At 58.3% G+C, this 15,671-nt stretch carries 11 protein-coding genes; 5 read left to right on the plus strand and 6 right to left on the minus strand.

The window, feature by feature from the left end; genetic code table 11:
- Window position 1 precedes the first annotated feature (1 nt).
- Window positions 2–3,265: a hypothetical protein gene (locus NZ960_02265; protein ID MCS7176440.1), complete on the plus strand. Its 3,264-nt coding sequence runs from the start codon at window positions 2–4 to the stop codon at window positions 3,263–3,265.
- Between the two features lie 9 nt (window positions 3,266–3,274).
- Window positions 3,275–4,213, plus strand: coding sequence for an LD-carboxypeptidase (locus tag NZ960_02270; GenBank protein MCS7176441.1), 939 nt, complete (start codon window positions 3,275–3,277; stop codon window positions 4,211–4,213).
- Between the two features lie 15 nt (window positions 4,214–4,228).
- Here the strand turns inward: NZ960_02270 and NZ960_02275 are convergent, their stop codons facing one another.
- The 3 genes from NZ960_02275 to queA are packed head-to-tail and all read right to left on the minus strand — an operon-like array spanning window position 4,229 to window position 7,026.
- Window positions 4,229–5,605, minus strand: coding sequence for a hypothetical protein (locus tag NZ960_02275; GenBank protein ID MCS7176442.1), 1,377 nt, complete (start codon window positions 5,603–5,605; stop codon window positions 4,229–4,231).
- A gap of 6 nt (window positions 5,606–5,611) precedes the next feature.
- Window positions 5,612–5,950, minus strand: a complete 339-nt coding sequence (locus tag NZ960_02280) for a phage holin family protein (GenBank protein ID MCS7176443.1) — start codon at window positions 5,948–5,950, stop codon at window positions 5,612–5,614.
- 8 nt (window positions 5,951–5,958) lie between these two features.
- A complete protein-coding gene (queA, locus tag NZ960_02285) occupies window positions 5,959–7,026 on the minus strand; it encodes a tRNA preQ1(34) S-adenosylmethionine ribosyltransferase-isomerase QueA (protein MCS7176444.1) in 1,068 nt (355 codons plus the stop codon).
- Between the two features lie 99 nt (window positions 7,027–7,125).
- On the opposite strand from queA, the gene uvrB reads away from it, so the two are divergent.
- Window positions 7,126–9,210 (plus strand): excinuclease ABC subunit UvrB, encoded by a 2,085-nt coding sequence (gene uvrB, locus NZ960_02290; GenBank protein MCS7176445.1) that lies wholly within the window; start codon window positions 7,126–7,128, stop codon window positions 9,208–9,210.
- Window positions 9,211–9,271: 61 nt separating this feature from the next.
- On the opposite strand, the gene NZ960_02295 is transcribed toward uvrB, so the two are convergent.
- Entirely contained in the window at window positions 9,272–11,719 is a 2,448-nt protein-coding gene (locus tag NZ960_02295; GenBank protein MCS7176446.1) for a choice-of-anchor D domain-containing protein, read from the minus strand.
- A gap of 162 nt (window positions 11,720–11,881) precedes the next feature.
- On the opposite strand from NZ960_02295, the gene NZ960_02300 reads away from it, so the two are divergent.
- Complete coding sequence (locus tag NZ960_02300) at window positions 11,882–12,979, plus strand: TRAP transporter substrate-binding protein (GenBank protein MCS7176447.1); 1,098 nt, start codon at window positions 11,882–11,884, stop codon at window positions 12,977–12,979.
- Here NZ960_02300 and NZ960_02305 read toward each other — a convergent pair.
- Entirely contained in the window at window positions 12,961–14,244 is a 1,284-nt protein-coding gene (locus tag NZ960_02305) for a TRAP transporter large permease subunit (GenBank protein ID MCS7176448.1), read from the minus strand. The two genes, NZ960_02300 and NZ960_02305, sit on opposite strands and share 19 nt — an antisense overlap.
- Window positions 14,241–14,789, minus strand: a complete 549-nt coding sequence (locus NZ960_02310) for a TRAP transporter small permease subunit (GenBank protein MCS7176449.1) — start codon at window positions 14,787–14,789, stop codon at window positions 14,241–14,243. Before NZ960_02310 ends, NZ960_02305 begins: the two co-directional genes overlap by 4 nt.
- Before the next feature lie 77 nt (window positions 14,790–14,866).
- Between NZ960_02310 and NZ960_02315 the strand changes: the two genes are divergently transcribed.
- Window positions 14,867–15,646, plus strand: coding sequence for a cyclase family protein (locus NZ960_02315; GenBank protein ID MCS7176450.1), 780 nt, complete (start codon window positions 14,867–14,869; stop codon window positions 15,644–15,646).
- The last annotated feature ends 25 nt before the right edge of the window (window positions 15,647–15,671 follow it).

The following is a 15,671-nucleotide window of genomic DNA, read 5'->3' on the forward strand; positions in this document are numbered from 1 at the left end:
GATGTGGCATTGGTGCAGATGCTGGGCCCTCCCTGCCCTCTGCTGTAGCCTCTTTGCAACTCAACTGCCAGAACTTTCGCAGACACTGGTAGTGACGGCCACCGATAGCCTTGTATGCCTGGGGGTTCCCTTCATACAGTCGCTCACCATAGTGCTGGATTCGGTCTACAGCCTCCAGACGCCGTTGGACTATGAGCTAGATGCCCGCCGGGGATGCATACGCCTGTCATCACATTTCCGCCGGCTCTTTCGGTACCGAGATACGCTTCACCTGTGGGTCCATGCACAGTATGTTCCGCTGTACGTTTCGCCGTATGGAGGGGTTCCTAGGGAACCGCTTCGGCCGCAGCAGCAGGAAGTCACTGCTAACGCCTCAGAGGTGGCGGAGACTGCTCCGAAGGAGCTCCGGTCACGAGGTCGGCTCGTGCGCGGCTTGGTTCTTCAGTCGGGCTCTGGCCTCTCGATATACTCGGGGCTGGACTTGAGCTTCGGGGCTGAGGTGGGGAGCAGCGCAGAGGTAGGCGGGCGCATAGTGACGGATCATCTGCCTTGGAGTGCAACTGGCTCCAGCATTGCGCTGCAGGAGGCTGAGCAGCTCTCTCTCCACGTCCAGACAGCTGCTTTCCGTGCGGAGATTGGCGAGCTTATGCTGCAGTCACCCTCTGAACGGGGCTGGGGGCCGACGTACCTTCACGGAGTGAAGGCTGCAGCGCATGTCAGCGGCTGGGAGGCTAAAGCACTCCTGGGAGCAGCTCGTTCCGTCCCTGTGACCGTTAGGGTGACAGCCATAGATGGCGTAGCAGGCCCTTACCTGCTGCGCCCGCCCCAGACAGGCGTGCTACTGCCGATTGTACCGGGGAGTGAGCGGGTGTGGGTTGATGGTGTTCTGCAGGAGCGAGGGGAGGACAAGGACTACGTCATTGACTACTGGCGCGCGGAGCTGACGTTCCGTCCCAGACGTCCGGTGAGCTCTGCCTCCCAGATTGTGGTGGAGTTCAGCGTGCTGGAGGATGGTCGAACCCAGACCGTAGCTGGTGTTGCGCTCTCCAGTCCCATTTGGAGTGGGCATAGGTTTGGGCTGGAGTATGCTCACCGCCTACAGCGCCCCTTGGAAAATAGGCCGGGCGTAGCTCGGGTCATCGTACAGCAGGGAGGCAGCTATGGAATTACTGACGGAGCAGATTGGGTTGGGGCAGATAGCATTAGCGGGCGAGGGCGGGGATGGTACCGCCGGCGGGATACCGTGGTCAATGGAATTACGCAAGCTGTGTGGGAGTATGCCCCAGGGGCTCCGGATGCGCTCTATATGGTCACCTTCAGCTTCGTAGGCGATGGGGAGGGGGATTATGAGCCTGTGGCTCCTGGTGTATACCGATACGTTGGACTCCGCCGGGGGCGGTATGCCCCGGTAAAGCTCTTCCCACTGCCGTCGCAGCACCAAATGTGGACCCTCCGGTGGCGATGGGAACCAACCCCTGGCTACGCCTCGGAGGTGGAGTGGCGGCAGAGCCACCTACAGCCGTATCTATTGCAAGCAGATGTTCTCCGTGGTGCTGCCTTGACTGCTACAGCTCGGTACAGCTCTGCTGCTGATACAGCAACGGCTTGGCTCATGTGGGAAGGGAGTGCCAGGTTGAGCTCTCCGACATTCATGGAGGCAGCTCCGCCTTCAGAGGAGGCCCTAACGGGGTGGGAGTGGAAAATGCCGGTGGGCCTACAGGCGATGGGACGGAGGGCAGTCCTCCAGCAGCGCTTCCGGGCTCAATCTGGGTGGGCGCAGGTGGAAGTACTCGCAGGGTGGCTCTGTCGGGAGCCACTCTCAGCCTTACGGTGGGGCGGGGTGGTAACGATTCGTCCGGGCTCTGCCGATAGTCTGCGGATGGTGCTTGGCTATAGTGGCGGGCATAGGGATGTTGCGCCAGGGGTGAAGTTTCCCTGGCACAGCCTCCACTCTTCAGCGGTCATTGTAGGCCATCGGTGGCAGTGGTCGGCGGAGCTCCGGGGCTACATTGACCGCTATCCTCTCCATCGGCGTGTCGAGGGAACAACTCAGGTGGAATGGCCGATCGCTCCAGCCGTCTCTGCAGGAGTCCGGCTGTTTTGGCATCACCGGTGGCAGCCAGGATACGCTGGCGGTTGGTATCCAGCATCGTGGCTCCTATGGCAGACTCCGTCTGGAAGGATGCAGCTCCAAATTGGATGGAACATCCTCCGAGACACAGCTGTAGCACGGCAGTTCCTATGGTTGCAGTGGCAGGGGAGCTGGAGCCCTTCTGGTACAAAGTCGCTGCAGTGGCGTTACGAGACGGGAACGGAGGCATTGGGTGCCGTACTACCGAACTTCCTGCGGGTTCTGCCTGGCCATGGGGCTTTTCGACATCGGGGGGACCTCAATGGAAACAGCTTCCCAGACGCCTCCGAGTTTGAGCAGGTGCCTTTCGGAGGAGACTACGTGATGATTCCGACGCACTTCGGAGGTGCTGCCGGCACAGTCATACGTGCTGAGGGTGCGTATAGGTTTGCAGCATCCGATGCCGACAAAAGGCATGTGGAAGTAGAGACTCGGCTCAGCTTCCTGCAGAGACGGTATCCTTCGGCATGGTGGCACTATCTCGCACCGACTCGAGCAACGGGGGCTGGAGTGGCCACGACGCAGTGGAATCTCTCCCATCGGTACCGTCGCAGTGCCTACCCCTGGCAATGGGAAGTGAGCGGCGAATGGCTGGGTACTGCCTTCTGGACCGGAAGTGCGTGGGAGCAATCGTATCGCGCTGCAGTAGAAGGGAGCCTAGAGCATGTCCTCTTCTCTGTCCTGCGGCTCGGAGGGGGGCTCGGTCCGATATGGGAGAGGCGCTGGACTGCATGGGGACATCGGGGAGAGGTAACTGGGCTCCAGTGTTGGGTGGGGTTGCCTTGGAGCCCTCGTGCAGAGATGTTGGTGACACCACGCTTGAGCCTCTTTCGAGGGAGGATGCTGAATGCCGGCGGCCGCCTTACAGTAACGAATGTGGGCTGGGCTTTGACTGTTGGTGGTCGGCCTTTAGAGCAGTTTCTCTCCCAGATGACGGTCCGCTATGGCTGGCTTGTCCCCAAGGGTATGCCTACGGAAGCCTTGCTCGGCGGGTTATTCGCTGGCTGGTGGCTCCAGGGCGAGCTCAGCTACGAAACCGGCGCTACGGTATGGTCGCTCTCGGTTGCGGGCACACAACCTCCAGGACGTCCCTGGTGGAACATAGTGACAGCGCAGGTGCAGGTGACTCTGTAGGGCTATGGCATGCGAACAGAACAGGTCCGGAAGGGTCGCCCCTTACGACGAGGGGACGTAATCGGGCTTGTAGCACCAGCCTCTCCAGTAGAGGCGACTACGATAGAGAGCGTCGTGCGGTATCTAGAGCGGTTGGGCTACCGTGTGGAGATCTCTGCCCACATCCAGAGCACGTACTTGGGCTACTTGGCCGGGACGGATGCACAGCGTGTTGCTGAGCTCCATCGCTTCTTCTCCAACCCACGGATTGCTGCCATTTTCTGCCTGCGGGGCGGCTATGGGAGCATGCGCCTGTTGGCACAATTGGACTACCGCCTCATTGCTCGCCATCCGAAGATACTGGTTGGCTTCTCCGACATTACTGCACTGCAAATAGCCCTGTGGCAGCGGATCCACTTGGTATCCCTCTCGACGCTCCCGCCGGGCGCTGAGCTGCTGCCTCCCGATCGAGAAGCATGGTTTTGGCAGCTTCTGACTTCTCCCCATCCACCGGGGGAGATCCCAGAGCTTATGCAGCCGCTCTCCCCTTTGCCATCGAAAGGAGTTAAGGGGGTTCTCTTGAGCGGTACGCTCTCCTTGTGGAGTGCTCTCTGTGGGACCCCGTTCTTTCCCAAGCTGGCTGGTGCTATCGTGGTACTTGAGGATACTGGGGAAGCTGCCTATCGGCTGGACCGGATGGTTACGCAGCTCCTCCTTGCAGGCCTGCGGGAAGCAGCAGCGGTTGTCTTCGGCGACTTTTCGCTCCCTGCTTCTGCGGAGCAGCGGTTACCCCAGCCTTCGCTGGAGTCCTTGCTTCGGGATTTCGCTGGACGGATAGGGCTTCCCTGCTTCTCTGGGTTACCGTATGGCCATATCCGTGAACGCTGGGCCCTGCCATTTGGAGTGGCGGCCTCCATCAGTCGGCAAGGCTACCTTACCATCGAAGAGGCGCTGGTGGCTAAGGATTGACCAGTAGCGTGGGGGCTACCGCGGTGGGCGCTGGCTCAGGAGTGTGAACCGCAGAGAGCTCTCTGCACCTGCAGGCACGGTTAGACGGAATCCCACGGTAGTGGCATCAATGCGCCAGTGCGGATGGGTTGCACTCGTTACGCGCCAGTTCTGCTGATCCCAGCGGAGGCGGAATCGGATCTCTACGGTAGCCGGTTCCTGCCCGCCGTTGAGGAGTGTTAGCGCGTAGCTCTCCTCCACGAGATCACTGCCGAGCTCTCGGCGCTCTACTGTCTGCTGTCGGGCTTTCAGCTCAAAGGTCGGTCCGAGCTCTATGGTTGCTGTGTCTCCAGTGGGGGTCTCTGGGAACGGTACAATCCCGAGGAGCTCCAGGGTGTCTCCTGACGAGACGAACACTCTAGCGATGCCTTTGGGCAATGGCTGTCCAAGCCCATTCTGAGATGTGTTGGCAATGCGGAGTAGGCGGAGCACGGGAAGGGACCCACTCCCATCGGCAAAGGCTTCGACGATGTGGAGCCACTGGCTGCGGCTGTCGGTACAGGGTAGCAGTGGAACCTGTATGGAGCTGTTGGCGGGCAAGGAAAGGACGCGGGGCAAGGTGTAGCGGTAGACGCCACGCATCTCGGTCGGCGAGGGCTCGCGAGGACTTTTAGCGAGCAAGGCTTCACCGAGCTGAGCCCGTTGGAATGGCCCTGGGATAGCGCTCATCTGTGGAACGTAGCCGGCAACAAGGCTGACGTAAGCAGAGTCGTAGTCCCTCTCAGACGAGTTCTCCACATGCGCAAAGCCGCACAGCCGCAATGAGGTTCCGCGGGGAGGCACGTAGAGAGTGTAAACAGCTTGCCAGCGAAGCGCATCCGTAAGGTAGGCAACCGTTAGCGGGACCTCGCCGGCGCGATCGGTCTCTACCAGCGCCGTCAGTGAGATAGGAGTCGTGAGCTCTGGCACCTCTTCCTCGACCAGGATTCGGAATTCGTTCGGTGAAGGGAGCAGAAGGAGTCCGGCTGGCGTGCGGACGAGGGCATGGTTAGGGAGTACTTTCACCAGCGTGCCGGTGATGACTTGCTCCTTCTCTGGGCTGATGAATCGCAAGGAGCGACCCTGGAGCCGCTTCAAGGCTTCCTCCCCCGACGAAGGGGGCTGAGCAACGGAGTGCCATACTATCCTCATTCGCTCTGGCTCTTGGACCTCTACACTCGTGGGATTAGCTAAGGGAATACCGGGAAAGGCAACCAAGGTTTGTCCGGCGGTGAGGCGGGCAGTCCATCGCTCGCGCGCAAAGGCCATACCGTTCTGGTAGATCGTGAGGTACCGTTCGGAGAGCTGGGCAGAGATCGGCTGGGCGTCTAAGGAAGAGCTCGCCACCAGAAGGAGCGTAAGAGTACACCACATCGCAGCTTATAAGCGCAGTAGCCAACGTCCCAGGGCAGAAAGAATAGAGATGAGGACCGAGCCGCGCAAGGCGCTTCCGAAGCCATCGATCCGAAAGCCTGGCACAATTGCTGCTGCCAGCCATAGCCCGACGGCATTCAGAACGAAGAGGAAGAGCCCGAACGTGAGCACTACAGCAGGGAGCATCAGCAGGACCAGCAAGGGGCGCACTACAGCGTTGATGAGTCCTAACACGGGCACTGTCAGCAGTGCCGACCATACGTTGGCGATACTGATTCCTGGCAGTGCAGCGGCTACGAGACCGATGACGGCAGTGTTGAGCAGCCACGATGCTATCAGGCGCATCCAACCCCTCAGAGAATGAGCATCGCGTCACCGTATGCGAATAGGCGATAGTTCTCCTTTACTGCTGTTCGGTATGCCTTCATGATGAGCTCAGGTCCTGCGAGTGCTGCCCCGACCAGTAGCGATGGCGAGGTCGGTGGGTGGAAGTTGGTGATTATGCTCTGTACAATCCGGAACTCGTACGGTGGGTAGATAAAGCGGTCGGTCCATCCCCGAGTGGGCTTGATGACGCCCGTGGTCAACGCACTGGACTCCAAAGCACGTGCAACACTGCAGCCGACAGCACAGACACGTTTCCGGTTCTGTAATGCCCGGTTGATGACCTCTGCTGCTTGTGGACTGACCTCGAAGTATTCCGAGCTCATCGTGTGCTTGCTGAGGTCCTCCACCTCGATGGTTTCAAAAGCTCCCAGCCCGATGTGGAGGGTGATCGGGACAATGCGGACTCCGCGTTGAGTCAGTTGTTGCACCAACTCTCGCGTGAAGTGAAGGCCTGCCGTCGGAGGAGCTAAGGACCCGATGCGCTCTGGATTGGCGAAGACGGTCTGGTACCACTCTTTGTCGCTTTCCTCTGGCTGTCGCTGAATGTAGTCGGGGAGGATAACGCTCCCCAACCGTTCCATGACCTTGTACAGGTCGCCGGTGTAGCTAAATCGGACAATACGCCCGCGCGAGGTCGTGTTGTCTATGATCTCGGCGTAGAAGCGGTTGTTGTCAAAGTAGATTTTGTTGCCGATCCGCACCTTTCGAGCGGGTTCCACGAGCACTTCCCAGATATTCGCCTCGGGGCTCAATTTGCGGGCCAAAATGACCTCAATTGGAGCATATGTCCGCTCTTTCTTCCCGATGAGACGGGCCGGGTAAACCCATGTGTCGTTGACAACTAGGCAATCACCCTTGTGGAAGTAGTCAATGATGTCGCGGAAGGCCCGGTGCTCCAGCTCTCCAGAATCACGATGGACAACCAGCAAGCGGGCACTGTCGCGTGGATCTGCAGGGAAGCGGGCAATTGCCTGTTTTGGGTAAGAGTAACGAAACGCGGACAGCTTCGTCCGTAGGAGCATCTCTCCCCACATGGCGCCGTGTCGTAGCTGATAGTACAGCATACGTGACGTAAATCCTGCCGATTTCGTTAGTTTTAGCTCCTTATGCCTGAAAGGCCTTGCCGACGTCGAATGGCGAGAAGTGGATTCCAGCTCGTTGCACCATACAAGCCTGCTGGAGACCAGCCCAAAGCAATTGCCCAACTCGTGGAAAATCTACGACGTGGTGTGAAGCACCAGGTACTGCTCGGTGTAACTGGATCGGGGAAGACCTTCACCATCTCTAACGTCATTGCCGAAATCCAGAAGCCGACCTTGGTCATTTCGCCGAACAAGACCCTAGCAGCCCAGCTCTATGGCGAGTTTCGCCAGTTCTTCCCTCACAATGCTGTGGAGTTCTTCATCTCGTACTACGACTACTACCAGCCGGAGGCTTACGTGCCAGCGACGGACACCTACATCGAGAAGGAGGTTGCCATCAACGAGGAGATAGACCGGCTACGGTTGCGTGCGACGAGCGCCCTCTTGGAGGGGCGTCGGGATGTCATCGTAGTTGCTTCCGTGAGCTGCATCTACAGCATCGGAAAGCCTGAAGATTTCCAAGCAACATTGCTGCCCCTCCGAGTGGGGATGCGGATGGGACGGCGTCAGCTCTTGTCAAGGTTGGTCGATATCTACTACACCCGCAATGACGAGGAGCTGACGCGTGGTACCTTTCGTGTCCGCGGGGATGTCATTGACGTTGTTCCTGGGTACGAGCACACGAACGCCCTTCGGATTGAGCTCTTCGGGGATGTGATCGACCGCTTAGCATGGATAGACCGTGTCGGCGGTGCTGTGCTAGAAGAAGTAGAGGCTGTGACTCTCTATCCTGCAAAGCTCTTCATTACAACAAGAACTCAGCTAGAGCGCGCGATTGTCTCCATCCGACAAGAGCTGGCCGAGCGATTGCGCGAACTCCGTGCTCAAGGGAAGGAATTGGAAGCCCGGCGGTTGGAACAGCGTACGCTCTTCGACCTAGAAATGCTCCAGGAGATTGGCTATTGCCCGGGCATTGAGAACTACTCGCGCCATCTCTCTGGTCGCCAACCAGGAGAGCGCCCATGGTGCTTGCTAGACTACTTCCCGCGCGATTACTTGCTCATCATTGACGAAAGCCATATCACCATCCCTCAGTTGCGGGGAATGTACAACGGGGACCGCTCACGGAAGCAAACCCTCGTTGAGTATGGCTTTCGCTTACCTTCAGCACTGGACAACCGTCCTCTGCGCTTTGAGGAGTTTGAGGAGCTCGTCAATCAGGTCATCTACGTAAGCGCGACGCCAGGGGAGTACGAGTTGGAGAAGAGCCAGGGAATGGTCGTTGAACAGATCATCCGCCCAACAGGGCTTCTGGATCCGGAGATTCAGGTGCGTCCTACTCGCCACCAGATAGACGACCTGCTAGGAGAAATCCGCCGGCGAATAGAGCGGAAGCAACGGGTCTTGGTTACAACGCTGACAAAGCGTATGGCCGAGGACCTTGCAGAGTACTTAAGCGCCTTTGGGATCCGCGTGGCCTACCTCCATGCTGATATTGATGCGGTGGAGCGGGTGGAGATCCTCCGAGATTTCCGCCTTGGTCGCTACGATGTACTGGTTGGCGTCAATCTGCTTCGCGAGGGGTTAGATCTGCCGGAAGTCTCGCTCGTCGCGATCCTCGATGCTGACAAAGAAGGGTTCCTCCGCAGCTACCGCTCGCTCCTGCAGATCGCTGGGCGCACAGCGCGGAATGCGGAGGGTCTGGTCATCCTCTACGCTGACCAGATTACGGAAGCGATTCAGAAGGTGATCTCCGAAGCGAACCGTCGCCGGGCGCTCCAGATAGAGTACAACCGTCAGCACGGCATCAACCCACGTACGGTCTACAAGAGCCTGGAGGAGATTCTCCAGACGACGGCTATTGCGGACATTCAACAGCGGCGGTGGCGGAGCCTTCCTGCTACTGCCCACTGTACAGCTCCAGTGGTAGCCGATCCACTCATCGCTTACATGACTGCCGAGCAGCGGCGACAACTGGCGCAGGAACTCCAGGCAGAGATGCGGCGTGCTGCGCTGGAGCTGGACTTTGAGCGCGCCGCTGAGTTGCGGGACGCACTGCTACAGCTCTACCGTGACTTCCCCGAGGATTTCCCTGACCTCCCGTTGCCGGCCGTGAAGCCGGAGGGCTCGTCGTGAGCTCTCCTGAAAGGTCCGCCGCAGGGAAGGGATTTCCTGATCTGCGCCGATACCGCTAGCGCTACCGAACAATGAGCACGGGAGACCGGAAGAGCTGGGAACCGCTCCGTACAGTCAGGGTGTATGTCCCGGCAGCTAACGAATAGACTGGTAGTACGAGTTCACCTACCTCAGCTCCAACTGAGCGCCGTATCTGAACTCGGCCCTGAAGGTCGCGGAGCTCTACCTCTGCAGGGTAGGTTAGGTTGGAAGGTATGCGTACTCGCACGACCCCTGTAGCAGGGATTGGGCTGATATGCAGTGCTTGTGGTAGGACCTCAGCAACGCTTGTAGCCTGACGCCCGACCCCTGACAAGAGCACAATAGCTTGTGGCTCCGTAGGATCGTTGCAGGTGATGGTAAGCTGTGCTGTGTGGGAGCCCGTTCGAGTTGGACGGAACTGGATTTCAAGTGTCGTCTCCTCGCTAGGGTTCAGAACAATCGGCACGAGGTCAGCTTCTGGGACATTGAAGGCATTAGCATCCGCTCCACTAAGCTGGATCTGTGTGATGCGTAGCTCCGCGTTACCTGAGTTGCTGATGCTTAGCGTCAGCGAGCGCGTCGTGTTGATCTCTACTGAGTCAAACCGCAGTGAGTATGTGCTCAGGGCAATGCGGGGCTGAGATTGCTGTCCACCGCCGCCCAGGAGCCAGGTCACAACCCGGTTCCACAAGTCTTGCCGTAAGCTAGCGCTGGCGATGGCTTCAGGGCCAAAACTCGTGTAGACAATTCGATTCCCATTGCTGAGCTCTCTCCGCACTCCCCCAAGAGAGCTCGGCGTGTTGTCGTAGTAGAAGACAGGCTGCGAAGCGCTGCCCGAGCGGAGACTGAAGATGTCCGTGTAGAGATTATAGCCTGCGTTGACGCTAGTGTTCGCGGTTGCAGAGAAGCCATTCCCGATTGGATCGTTCGCTACCCCCGCGATGGGGAATGAGACGAGGGTGTTGCCGCTGAAGCGCTGCTGGAGCCGAGTATACTGGAGACCCAGGTCGTTGGTGTAGAAGCTCCGAGCTGCGGAGGTGCGGTACTGAGATTGGGGATCGAAGGCCCAATACATCCCTGCCTGGGAGATCAGCCACACCCGTGTGCCAGCATTGAGGGCTTGTCGGATAGCGTTGAAGATGTGGTCTAACTCACCGCCTGGAGTATGGAGGGGGTAGTCCCCCATCGGGAAGACTGCAAGCCGAAAACTTTGCACTGGGAAGGCTGCCATCTCTTCCGGAAGAAGCGGCAAGAAGGCTACATCCCCTCGGAGCGCAGGGATTTGGGAAGCGATGTTGAGGTAGGCAGTAACAAACCAGGGCGTGATGCCGTAGTAGAGTATGTACTGGGAGTTTTCCGAAAGCAGGCCTACGACAACGCTCGTATCCTGGAGCTCTAGAATCGCTCCACCGGTCCGAGTGAGTAGCTTAGGCTTCAACTCCAGCCGTACATATCCTGCATCGCTCGGGGAGGTAATCCGTAGGGTGAATTGCTGAGATGCTCCAGGAGCTAAGTAGACAGAGTCTGGGGAGATCGTTGCGCTCCAGCCTAAGTTCTGCAAGACTACACTGCGGTTTGGGTCAGCCACGAGACGGAAACTGTAAGCTTGAGAGCTTGTGTTCCGCAGAGTTACCGTCCGCGTAACGGTTGTGCTGCGTGGTATGTATGAGAACTGCGGGGTTGGAGCCGTGAGCTGGACTGTGACGTATGCGAGCTTCTCCTCTAAGTTGGTCCCGGCGTCGATTATCTCCCTTGTAGAGCTGTTCTGGACGAACGCGATGACGTAGTCCTGGCCTGGAGGCCACAGCTCCCCAGTGCCCAATTGGTAGACAAACGGACCAAAGCTCTGTTCCTGCCCCGGAGCAATGGAACCTGACAGGGCTGTCCCGCTCGCGCTCGGTAGCATCTTCATCATGGCATCGTAGAAGACCGTTTCGCCGTTTGAGTTCTGGAGGCGCTGTGGAAGGTCAGGGAGGTCTACCCGACGGTTGACGACCGCTGTGTGCAGTACGTGCCCGCTCAGCGACAACGATTGAGAACCGACATTCCGGATGCGTACAGTAACGCTGATGTTAGGGGCATTCTGGCGGGACTCTATAACCGTAATCTGGAGTCGTACGGGTCGACTCTGTTGCTGCCGGACGGCATCGTCAAAGGCGCTGGTAACAGGGTGTCCTGTCCATGTCCCCATAACGGCGGCGAAGGGGATACTATTGACTCCGTAGTACTGCCGGCGTGCCTGGTTCTCCGTTGGGTTCGCCACGTTGAAGGGATCGCCAGGAGCTGGCCAATTCATGTGGTAGCGGATAGAAATTAGCCCCCGGTCTACGCGGACCATAGCGTTGAGCTTCTCCGATGCTTGGACGCACGGGGGGCATGTTGCACTGGTGAACTCCTCTATGAGCACGTACCGCTTCGGGGGCTGCTGAGCCAATAGGCTACTCCAGAGACTGAGCCCGAGCAGGAGTGTGAGTCCATAACGCGCCATGGCCTTTTCCTCCAGTGCTGTGAGGAGTACGATACGAGTGCGAACAAAGATACGGCTTTTTCGGAAACTCTGATTGCCCGTTGGAATGCCGCGTGTAGAGGACTGAAGACTGGTAGGGCAAGTTGCGTAATTTCACGTTCGGTAGTGTAGCTGCAATGGGTCATGGAACGACGTAAAATCCTAAAGTACGGCGTTGTTGGTAGCGTTGCCCTGCTTGGCTGGGCCTGTCAGCGGAAGGTGCCAGCACACTCTACCACCTTGGTGGGACCACAGACGCAGGTTCGCTGGCGCCTAGCAACCTCGTGGCCTCCCAACTTTCCGGTCTTCGAGCATGGTCCTCGACGCCTGGCCGAGTTGCTGGCGAAGATGTCGGGAGGACGGTTCGTGCTTGAGGTCGATTCTGCCGGCAAGCACAAAGCGCCGTTTGGTGTCTTCGACATGGTCCGCAACGGAACGTACGATATGGCACATACGGCAGCCTACTACTGGAAGGGCAAGGAGGCAGTGATGTCGCTCTTCACGACCGTTCCCTTCGGGATGAACGTTCTAGAGCAGTACGCATGGCTCTTCTACGACCGTGGGATGGAGCTCATGCAGCGAGTGTTCGGTAGGCATGGATTGCTCTCTTTCCCCGGCGGAAATACGGGGATGCAGATGGGTGGCTGGTTCCGGAAGGAGATTCGCTCTGTGCAGGATTTCCGAGGGCTGAAGATTCGTATCCCTGGCCTTGGAGGCGAAGTGTTGGCCCGTTTGGGGGCTGAGCCTATTACTCTGCCGGCAGGTGAACTCTACACGGCGCTGGAGAAACGTGTCATTGATGCCCTGGAGTGGGTGAGCCCAGCAATAGACCTGACGATGGGCTTCCAGCAGATCGCGGAGTACTACTACTTAGGCTGGCACGAGCCGGCAGCAGAACTTCAGTACCTCGTCAACAAGCGCCGATTTGAGGAGCTTCCCGAGGAGTTCCAGGCGATGCTGGTGACGGCGATGAAGGAGACTGCTCTGGATGTAACTAGCGAGTTCTTCGCTCGTAACGTGGAGGCGTTGAAGGAGCTCCATACCAAGTATCCGAAGGTCAAAATCATGCAGTTCCCCCCAGAAGTCATCGCAGAGCTGAAGCGGCAGACACGGCTACTCCTTGAGGAGTATGCGGCTCGAGATCCTCTCTTCCGGGAAGTGTGGGAGAGTCAACAGCGCTTCCTGGAGGATGCTCGTCGGTGGACAGCTATTTCGGAGCACTACTACCTCAACATTCGCTGAAGCCCGAAGAGCTCAGGAGCCAGCACCAAGGCGCAGACCATAAGTACCTGCAGGGAGATGAAGGGGATCACTCCCCGGTAGATGTCCAACGTCTCCATGGATGGAGCAGCTCCCTTCAGATAGAAGAGGCTGAACCCGAACGGTGGTGTCAGGAACGAGGTCTGCAGGTTCATCGCGATTACGACTCCGAGCCACAGCGGATCAAACCCGGCACGGACAAGGACAGGGGCAATAATTGGGACAGCGATGTAGCTGATCTCGACGAAGTCCAGGAAGAAGCCGAGTAAGAAGATAAGCAGCATCGCGACTACAAGCATACCCGTTGGGCCACCCGGGAGTCCTTCAAAAAAGTCGTGGACGGCCTGCTCCCCACCGGCGTAAGAGAAGGCCATAGAGAATGCTGTAGCGCCAATGAGGATTGTGAAGACCATCGCAGAGATACGGGCCGTCTCGCGAGCTGCTTCCCAGAGTAGTTGCCAGGAAAAGCGCCGGTGTAGTAGGGATAGACCAACGCTGCCAATTGCCCCAACGGCAGCCGATTCTGTCGGGGTAGCTATCCCGGCGAAGATGGAGCCCAGCACGAGGACGATGAGGAACACTGGCGGCGCTACGGCCCAGACAATCCTCTGCCACGACAGCTGGTGCTCTAAGGGGAGAGGAGGAAGCCACTGAGGTCGCAAGAGGCCTACTGCTATAGTCCAGACGACGTAGAGTAGGGCCAGTGCTATGCCTGGCATGAATGCTGCTCGGAAGAGGTCTCCCACGGGAACCTGAAGGACCTCTCCCAGCACGATGAGCACAATAGAGGGAGGGATAATCTGCCCAAGCGTTCCTGCCGCGCAGATGACGCCAGCAGCGAAGCGTCGGTTGTAGCCGTATTTCAGCATCACTGGCAGAGCGATCAGGCTCATTGCAACGACCGTTGCCCCCACAATTCCAGTAGAAGCGGCCAAGATGCTCCCAACGAGGATTGTCCCGATCGCTACCCCTCCGCGCAGGCGTCCAAAGAGCATTCCAATCGTCTCCAGCAGCGTCTCGGCTAATCCTGAACGCTGGAGGACCATGCCCATGAAGATGAAGAGCGGAACGGCCATGAGGGTGAAGTTTGTCATCAGCGCGTAGATCCGCTCTGGCAGCATTGCGAAGAGCTCCACTTGCCCGGTCAGCACTGCGAAGGCGATGGCGACAGCAGCGAATGTGAAGGCCACTGGATAGCCGAGCATCAACAGAACGAACGCCACTGCGAAGAGCAGGATGCCAATCATAGCCTCTGCTCCCTAGCCGCTGCATGATCTTGTCCCCGAGCTCTCCGCCATACCAGCACGAGCGCTGCCGCGGCCAAAAGCCCAAAGCTGAGCGGAATGGCAGCCTTGAACACGTACACTGCTGGTAGTCCTCCGGGATTCGGTGAAGCTTCCTGGATGGCGAACGAGTACGCGACGAAATCGTACGATGCCCAGAGCACGACTCCGGTGAAGGGAAGGAGAAGGAGGAGTGTGCCGAGGATGTCAATCCGCCGTTGCCACACTTCGGGGAATCGGGCGTAGAAGATGTCTACTCGCACGTGTCCGCCAACACGTAACGTTGGTGCCATAGCTAAGAGGAACGTCAGTGCGTAGAAGTACCACTGCAGCTCCTGCAGAGCCATAGCACTCACGTTGAAGACGTACCGTGCCAAGACGTTCCCGAAGACCAGAAGGGTGAGCACCAAGACACAGAGGGCAGCCACTGACTCAGTTCCACGCAGCATGCGCTCGACTGCTTGGACCAGACGCTCCATGATGCTGTCTTCCAGGGGGTTGCGAAGCATTGCAAAATTACTCGGCAGCTTCTTGGGGGAGCTTGGCGGCCCTAATTTTGTCGAAGTTTGCCTCAGGCGGGCTCCTGATGCGAGTATGGATTGAACTGCCTGGACGCCGAGTGGCTATAGACCCGAGCTCCCCAATAGAGCTGGCCTTTCCGATCATCGATGGAGCACAGGTTCCTCGGGCTTTTGGGTTCCAAAAGCCGCAGATTGTGCCTGTTCGGCAAGGGAGCTTCGTAGGTTCAGTTGCTGCTGGTGGACCATGTAACTGCGATTGTCTGCAGCTCATCCCCCATGGACACACGACTCATACTGAGTGCATCGGGCATATCACAGCAGAGCGTATCCCACTCTACCACTGTCTGCGCCGCTATCTCTTTTGGGCACAGTTGGTGACCGTACAGCCTCAGGTTCTAAGCAATGGCGACCGGGTAATCACAGCGGCTCAGCTCCAGTCCATGCTCGTGAACCCGCCTCCGGAAGCACTGATTGTGCGAACGGTCGGTATAGATCCAAAGGGGCAGGACTTCTCAGGAACAAATCCTCCGTATTTCACTCCCGAGGCTGCAGAATTGGTGGTGCGCTACGGCATCCTACACTTGCTGACCGACTTGCCGTCCATAGACCGAGAAGAGGATGGCGGGGCGTTGCGAGCACACCGTGCTTTTTGGCAGTATCCTTATGCACCGAGGGTGGAGGCGACAATTACAGAGCTCCTTTCCATCCCACCCGCATTGCCAGATGGAGAGTACCTGCTCCAGTTCCAGATCCTCAATCTTGATAGTGATGCCAGTCCCAGCAAACCCGTCCTCTACGCCCCTCTAGAGGTCGGAGAGTGGATGAGAGCCGAGTACCTTGTGTAGGAGCTTTTCTCTAAGTTTGGGCTGT

The sequence above is a fragment of the Candidatus Kapaibacterium sp. genome (assembly GCA_025059875.1).
Taxonomy (GTDB): Bacteria; Bacteroidota; Ignavibacteria; order Kapaibacteriales; family HRBIN21; genus HRBIN21.